Consider the following 8004-nt stretch of genomic DNA (forward strand, 5'->3'; position numbering starts at 1 on the left):
ACTAGTAAAATTAGGACGTTTTTTGTATAAAATTCCGACAAAAGACAGAAAAATCCGCCAATTTACATTTTTAACATTGCTTGACTATGGAAATAATTACAGTTTTAACAAAAAAGCATTGCATAAATTCAATAAATCAATATTTTTTCTAATAAAAAGAGAAAAATTCATTTTAATGCGCAGCACAAAAAGCAAAACTTGTTTTTCTTAACATTTCGATAACATTATCTGAGTTATTTGTTATAATTTTGCCAAAAACAATAAACTCAATAACAAAATGAAGAAAATGAAAAATTGGTTACTGACCGGACTATTCTTTATGATAGTTTCAACCGTATTTTCTCAAGGAAAAGTTACTGGTAAAATTACCGACGGAACAGGTGGATTACCAGGAGCAAATGTAGTGATCAAAGGATCTACTACAGCAACTTCAACAGATTTTGATGGTAAATTTACTCTTACTTCAACATCAAGCACAGGAGAGATTGTTATCTCTTTCTTAGGTTATGACAACCAAACTGTGAAATTTAATGTGTCTAACGGCGCAACTACAAACTTAGGAACTATCACTTTGGTTTCTAACTCAAACGAATTGAGCGAGATTGTAGTTAAAAGTAGCACAGTAGATATTGCAAAAGACAGAAAAACTCCTGTTGCAGTATCAACAATTAAAGCTTCTGAAATTCAGGCAAAACTAGGAAACCAAGAACTTCCTGAAATGTTAAAAAGCACTCCATCTGTTTATGTAACTAAATCTGGTGGTGGATTTGGAGATTCTAGAATCACAATTCGTGGATTTAGCCAAAACAACGTTGCGGTAATGGTTAACGGTATGCCAGTTAACGACATGGAAAATGGTGCTGTTTACTGGAGTAACTGGGCAGGTTTATCTGACGTTACTTCTTTCATTCAAGTACAAAGAGGTTTAGGTTCTTCTAAATTAGCTATTGCTTCTGTTGGAGGTACTATGAACTACGTAACTAAAGCTTCAGATTTAAAACAAGGTGGTACAGTTGGTACTTCTTTTGGTAACGATAATTTCTTCAAATCTAACGTTGCTTACAACACAGGAAAATTAGATAGCGGATTCTCTGCTTCTGTATTATACAGCCACACTCAAGGTGACGGATATGTAGATGGAACTCAATTTAACGGAGATAACTACTATGTAGCTCTTGGTTATACTACAAAAAACAACAAGCACGATTTCCAATTTACAGTTACTGGTGCTCCACAATGGCACGATCAAAGATCTACATTCATCACTATAGCACAGTATCAACAATATGGTTCAGTATCTGATCCAAACATTAGATATAACTCTGATTGGGGATACAAAGATGGTCAGGCTTTCAACATGGTAAGAAACTACTACCACAAACCTGTTACTTCATTAAACTATGATTTCCAAATTAATGAAACATCTAAATTATCTGCTGTTGCTTACGCTTCTTTCGGACGTGGAGGAGGATCTAGAGGAACTGGATTTATTAAAGGATTAAATTATGCTAACGCTGCATTTAGAACAGCAGATGGTTTAGTGGATTATGATAAAATCGTAGCTTACAACTCAGGTGAAACGGTAATGATCAATGGAGCTGCTTCTACTCGTACAACAACAGGTACGACTGGTCAATACCAAAATACTTCACTTACTGGAAACAATACTACAAATGGTATTTCTCAAATTTCATCTGTTAACTCTCACAACTGGTATGGTGCAATTGTTAACTTCAACAAAAAATTCACAGAAAATTTAACTTGGGATTTAGGAGTTGATGTAAGAGGATACAAAGGTCTTCACTACCAAAACGTAAACAACCTTCTAGGAGCAGATGCATTCGCTGACAATTTTGATGTAAACAACCCTAATAGAGTTTTATACGGTACATATTCTACATACCCAGCTTGGAATGTATTCAAAAGCACTGACAAAGAAGAAAAAATCAACTTCAACAATGACGGTGACGTAAGATGGTATGGAGGATTTACTCAATTAGAGTATACTTCTGATAAATTTACTGCATTCGTTCAAGGTGCACTTTCTCAACAAGGATTCAAAAGAGTTGACTATTTCAAATATGCAGCTGGAACTCCATTAGCAAGTACAGATTACGAAAACATCTTAGGTGGTAACGTAAAAGGTGGTGTTAACTACAACATCAACGAGCACCATAATGTTTTTGTTAACTCAGGATACTACTCAAAACAACCATTCTTTAATGCAGTTTACCCAAACAACAGTTCAATTGTAGCTGGTAACTTAACAAACGAAAAAATCTTTGCTGTTGAAGCTGGATATGGTTTACGTACAAGTAAATTTACTGCAAATGTTAACTTATACAGAACTTCTTGGAAAGACAGATACCAAAGATCTAATGATGGTGCTGCTGATAATCCAGGTGGTTACTTTGATTTCGCTGGAATTACAGAAATCCACTCAGGTATTGAGATTGATGGTACTGCTAAAGTTCTTGACAAACTTACTATTACAGGTATGCTATCTCTTGGAGATTGGAAATATGAAGGAACAAGTACAAGTAACCGTTACGATTCAGCTAACAATCAAATTGGAACTGGTTCAACATTATTCCTTGACGGTGTAAGAGTTGGTGATGCTGCTCAAACAACTGCTGCTTTAGGAGCAACTTATGAAATCTTACCTCGTTTTACTGTAGATGCAAACTACAACTATGTTGACAAATTGTATGCTGCTATCTCTCCAGGAAACTTTACTAAAGAAGATAACAGAGGTGCATTACAATTACCATCTTACGGTACTGCTGATGCTGGTTTATCATACAAATTGTTAGTAGGCAGAAACAAAAGCAACTCAGTAGGTTTCAGATTAAATGTAAATAACCTTTTTGATTACACTTACATTGCTGAAGCAAAAACAAATATATTTGCTGCTGATGTTCCTACTGTTACAACTTACAAAGGAATTGCTACTACAAACCAAGTATACTTTGGTTTCGGTAGAACTTGGAACTTCGCATTACGTTACGATTTCTAAGAATTTAGAATCTAAATAAATAATAAAAACGGCATTGACTTTTAAGTTTAATGCCGTTTTTTTATAGCCTTTTTTGTTATATTTGTTTTTGAACAAAAAACACAGTTTATGTATAATTTTCTACAAAAATTTCACTCTGGCTGGGCGTACTTAGCATTGCTTCTTTTAGTAATTGCAGTTGTTAACGCTATCATCGGAGTAACTTCAAAAAAAGAATTTACTGGTAAGGATCGTAAAATCGCTTTATTTGCTTTAATTGGCACACACACTCAATTATTGATTGGTTTAATCTTATATTTTGTTTCTGCGAGAGGCTTTGCTGTATTAGGTCAAATGTCAAATGCAGAATTAAGATTAACATCATTAGAACACCCTCTAATTAATATTATTGCTATCATCTTGATAACTATCGGATGGTCTAAACATAAAAAATTAATCAATAGCGAAGCTAAATTTAAAACCTTTGCTATTTTTTACGGATTAGGATTATTGCTTATTTTAAGTAGAATTCCATGGAACCTTTGGTTCTAAAAAATACCAATTAAAAGCCCTTTATCAGGGCTTTTTTTATCTCGGCATATTATTTGTACAAACTCCCCCCAAGTCTGAAAAAGAATAACCCATGAGAAATAAAAAGAACATTTTATTCGCCACAATCGCTTTAACCTTAATTAGCGGCTTTACGTATGTCATAAGCCAGACCAAACCTACAACAGAACCTAAAATCATTCAAGATACTGTTAAAAATGTAAAACCAGTTATTATTCCGTTACCGGATTCTGTTTTTACTGACAAAGGTTTAAAACTAAGACCATACAAGAAAAACGCTCATGCCTCCTACTACGCAGATCGTTTTAACGGAAAAAGAACCGCTAATGGAAGTAGATTTAACAACAACAGCTATACTGCAGCTCACAAAAAACTTCCTTTTGGAACAAGAGTTAAAGTAACCAATGAAGCCAATGGAAAATTCGTTATTGTAAAAATTACAGATCGCGGACCTTTTGTAAAGACTCGTGAAATCGATTTGTCTAAAAGAGCTTTTATGGACATTACAAAACACAAAGGTGCCGGAGCTATGAAGGTTACCATTGAAACCATAATTGAATAAAAAAAGTCCCGCTTAAAGCGGGACTTTTTTTAAACCAATTTTCTTAATGCCATTGCGACTCCACTATGAAGCCCTTCGTGGTAATTATTAAAATCCAAGGCTCCTTGAACATGACGAAGCGTGAAACCGATACTAGTAGTATATTCGTGGTAATCAACAAAAAGTCCGCTCTCAAAATCATTTTTTGTTTTTTCTAATGTTGTAGAAAGCAATGTTCGAATCTCATCAACTTCAGCTTGAGAAACATCCCCTTCTGGTTTGGTTCCTTTTCTGTATTTGTTAATGAACTCTTCAGAAACCATTGTCGGAAGGCCCGATAATTTATAAACCAAAACCTGCTGCGACGAAATACAATGACCTATATTCCAAATAATATTGTTGCTAAAACCATCTGGAACTTTGTTTAATTGCTCTAACGAATGACTGTCTAAGATTTTCAAGAGAATTTCTCTAATAGTCTTCTGTACATCAAAAACTGAACTCATAATTTTATTTTTTTTTCTAAAATTAATCATTTTTAAGCTTCAAATGGATTTTCTTTGTATTCTAACAAATTCATAAAATAATGAACAAAATATATTACTTAGCATCCTGCGATACTTGTCGCAAAATCATTAAAAGTCTTCCAGAAAACAATCTAGTTTTTCAAGACATTAGACAAGATCCAATTACAGAAGAACAACTGGAAGAAATGTATAAACTTTCTGGAAGTTATGAAGCGTTATTTAGCAAAAAGGCTCAATTGTACAAGTCAATGGGATTAAAAGAAAAATCTTTAACTGAAGCCGATTTTAAAAAATATATTTTAGAGCATTATACTTTCTTAAGCCGTCCGGTTTTTATTATTGACGGAAAAATTTACATCGGCAACAGCCAAAAAAATGTAGCCGAAGTTATAAATGCACTAACGTAAGAATAACCGCAAATTTTGATCTATAAAACTGATTCACAATTTACAACGTAACACATCAAACTTTTATTTATCTTTGCGCCTTTATACTCAATTATATGATACAATCTATGACAGGGTTTGGCAAAGCTTCTTTGCAATTGCCTACAAAAAAAATCACCGTTGAAGTAAAATCTCTAAACTCTAAAGGTTTAGATTTAAATGTAAGAATGCCATCGGTTTACCGTGAGATGGAACTTGGATTACGAACTCTTATTTCGACTAAGTTGGAAAGAGGAAAAATTGATTTTGCAATCTATGTAGAAAGTACTGCAGAACAAACTTCAACTAAAGTAAATGTACCTGTCGTAAAAAATTATATTGCGCAGTTAAAAGAAGTAAATCCAAATGCTGATGAAACTGAATTAATGAAAATGGCGGTTCGTATGCCTGACACATTAAAAACAGAACGCGAAGAAATTGATGAGAATGACTGGGAGCAGATTCAGGTTATTATTGATGAGGCACTTCAAAACATTTTAAACTTCCGTAAAGACGAAGGTGAATCTCTTGAAAAAGAATTCAATTTAAGAATTGGAAACATTCGCCAATTCATGAATGATACCTTGGCACTTGATCCAGAACGCGTACAAGCAATTAAAGATCGTTTGCAGACTGCAATTTCAGAATTACAGGTTAATGTTGACGAAAACCGTTTTGAACAGGAATTAATCTATTATTTAGAGAAACTGGATATTACCGAAGAAAAAGTTCGTTTAGGCAATCATTTGGATTACTTTATAGAAACCCTTAATGGAACTGAAGCTAATGGACGAAAACTTGGTTTTATCACTCAGGAAATGGGACGTGAAATCAACACAATGGGATCAAAATCTAATCATGCTCAAATGCAGAAATTGGTCGTGATGATGAAAGATGAATTGGAGAAGATTAAAGAGCAGGTATTGAATGTTCTCTAAATATGAGATCTTATTTAATCTTTTTCTTTTTCATAATTCTCAAATGTTTTGGTCAAGAAGTATCTGAAGTAAATAAGGTTTTAGAAATACCAGATAATTTAGAATATCAACAAGAAATACGTATTTACGAAGATTATTCTATTGGAAATAGAATTGTTTTTTTTAGAATGTTCAATGATAAAGCCGTTGGATGGATAGTTCAGAAATTTTGGTATCAAAAAGATTTCAAAAGCGTAACCAAAATTGACCAATCAAGTTTTCCAAAGGAAAGCAGTGGAAAGCTAAAACCAGTAAATGCAGATTTAATTTGGCTCAAGATACTAATTACAAATGTTGAATTTCTTCCAAATATGGAAGAAATCAGATATAAATTTGGAAAGCCTGAAATTACATCCTATAAAGGAGAATTTGAAATTAAAACTCGTAAAAAAATTGCTTTAGACGGAATTGGCTATAAAGTATATATTAGGAACGGAAAGAGTAAAAACAGTTTTTTCTTTGATAATCCAGAAATATACTTAAAAGATTATCCAACTGTCGATGAATTAATTTCATACAATGAATTACTATCTGTCTTAAAAAAAGAATTAGATTTCTAAAATGACAGATCACACATAAACACACAATGAACAAAGGAAAATTAATTGTTTTTTCGGCACCGTCTGGATCAGGAAAAACAACTATCGTAAAACATTTATTAGGTCAGGAAGATTTAAATCTTGAATTTTCGATTTCGGCAGCGTCACGTGCACCACGTGGTGAAGAAGTAGACGGAAAGGATTATTATTTTATTTCGTTAGAAGAATTCAAAAAACACATTAAAGCTGAAGATTTCTTGGAATGGGAAGAAGTATATCGCGATAACTTCTACGGAACTTTAAAATCGGAAATTGAAAGAATCTGGGCTTTAGGAAAAAATGTCATTTTTGATATTGACGTGGTTGGCGGCCTTCGTATTAAACACAAATTTCCAGAAGAAACTTTAGCTGTTTTTGTTAAACCTCCAAGTGTTGACGAATTAAAACGTCGATTAAAACAACGTTCTACAGAAAGCGAAGACAAAATCAATATGCGTATCGCAAAAGCTTCTGTAGAATTGGCAACAGCGCCTCAGTTCGACGTGATTATCAAAAACTATGATTTATCAGTTGCTCTTGAAGAAGCACATCAACTGGTAAAAGATTTCATAAACAAGTAATTTTATTCCACAGAGATACACAACAAAAAAACACAGAGATTCGCAAAAGTATTATTTTAAACTTTGCGAATCTTTGTGCTATCTTAGCGACTCTCTGTGAAACTATAAAAAATGAAAATAGGTCTTTACTTCGGAACATACAACCCTATACATGTTGGTCATTTAATCATTGCGAATCACATGGCCGAGTTTGCAGATTTAGATCAGATTTGGATGGTTGTTACGCCTCACAATCCGTTAAAAAAGAAATCGACTTTATTAGACGACCAACAGCGTCTGCAAATGGTTTTTCTAGCCACAGAAGATTACACAAAGATAAAACCGTCTGATATTGAGTTTAAATTACCTCAGCCGAGTTATACCGTTATCACGCTCGCTCATTTACAAGAGAAATATCCAACCCATGAGTTTTCATTAATTATGGGCGAAGACAATCTGAAAACGCTTCATAAATGGAAAAATTATGAAGTAATTCTGGAAAATCATGATATTTATGTATACCCGAGAATTTCTGATGAACCGGAAAATTTAGAGTTAAAATCGCATCCCAAAATTCATGTTATTGATGCGCCAATTGTAGAGATTTCTTCGACTTTTATTAGAAACAGCATTAAAGAAGGCAAAAACATTCAGCCTTTATTACCTCCAAAGGTTTGGGAATATATTGATCATAATAATTTTTATAAGAAGTAGACAAACAAATTATACCACAATATTGTCATTTCTGTAAAGGTTAGATATTTCGGTAACAAAATTTACCTTTAATAAATTTTGTTGCGATGAGAAATAACAGTCATGATTCAACACTAG

At 33.3% G+C, this 8004-nt stretch carries 9 protein-coding genes; 8 read left to right on the top strand and 1 reads right to left on the bottom strand.

What is annotated here, in order from left to right:
• Positions 1–277: 277 nt before the first annotated feature.
• The 3 genes from SOM12_RS16580 (at position 278) to SOM12_RS16590 (ending at position 4127) form a co-directional block, all read left to right on the top strand.
• Positions 278–3016 (top strand): TonB-dependent receptor, encoded by a 2739-nt coding sequence (locus tag SOM12_RS16580; RefSeq protein ID WP_320494316.1) that lies wholly within the window; start codon positions 278–280, stop codon positions 3014–3016.
• A 108-nt stretch (positions 3017–3124) separates the two neighbouring features.
• On the top strand, positions 3125–3547 hold the full coding sequence (locus SOM12_RS16585) for a hypothetical protein (RefSeq protein ID WP_095928431.1): 423 nt from the start codon (positions 3125–3127) through the stop codon (positions 3545–3547).
• A 91-nt stretch (positions 3548–3638) separates the two neighbouring features.
• On the top strand, positions 3639–4127 hold the full coding sequence (locus tag SOM12_RS16590; RefSeq protein WP_095928432.1) for a septal ring lytic transglycosylase RlpA family protein: 489 nt from the start codon (positions 3639–3641) through the stop codon (positions 4125–4127).
• Positions 4128–4156: 29 nt separating this feature from the next.
• Here SOM12_RS16590 and SOM12_RS16595 read toward each other — a convergent pair whose 3' ends face one another.
• On the bottom strand, positions 4157–4612 hold the full coding sequence (locus SOM12_RS16595; RefSeq protein ID WP_095928517.1) for a DinB family protein: 456 nt from the start codon (positions 4610–4612) through the stop codon (positions 4157–4159).
• A gap of 80 nt (positions 4613–4692) precedes the next feature.
• On the opposite strand from SOM12_RS16595, the gene SOM12_RS16600 reads away from it, so the two are divergent.
• The 5 genes from SOM12_RS16600 (at position 4693) to nadD (ending at position 7887) form a co-directional block, all read left to right on the top strand.
• Positions 4693–5040 (top strand): arsenate reductase family protein, encoded by a 348-nt coding sequence (locus SOM12_RS16600; RefSeq protein ID WP_095928433.1) that lies wholly within the window; start codon positions 4693–4695, stop codon positions 5038–5040.
• 95 nt (positions 5041–5135) lie between these two features.
• Positions 5136–5996 carry a YicC/YloC family endoribonuclease gene (locus SOM12_RS16605; protein ID WP_095928434.1) on the top strand — a complete coding sequence of 287 codons (861 nt, stop codon included), beginning with the start codon at positions 5136–5138 and terminating at the stop codon, positions 5994–5996.
• Between the two features lie 2 nt (positions 5997–5998).
• Entirely contained in the window at positions 5999–6595 is a 597-nt protein-coding gene (locus SOM12_RS16610) for a hypothetical protein (protein WP_320494319.1), read from the top strand.
• A gap of 26 nt (positions 6596–6621) precedes the next feature.
• Positions 6622–7194, top strand: coding sequence for a guanylate kinase (gene gmk, locus SOM12_RS16615; RefSeq protein ID WP_250834881.1), 573 nt, complete (start codon positions 6622–6624; stop codon positions 7192–7194).
• A 111-nt stretch (positions 7195–7305) separates the two neighbouring features.
• Entirely contained in the window at positions 7306–7887 is a 582-nt protein-coding gene (gene nadD, locus SOM12_RS16620; protein WP_320494322.1) for a nicotinate (nicotinamide) nucleotide adenylyltransferase, read from the top strand.
• Positions 7888–8004: the final 117 nt, after the last annotated feature.

The organism is Flavobacterium sp. CFBP9031, assembly GCF_034044945.1.
Taxonomy (GTDB): Bacteria; Bacteroidota; Bacteroidia; order Flavobacteriales; family Flavobacteriaceae; genus Flavobacterium.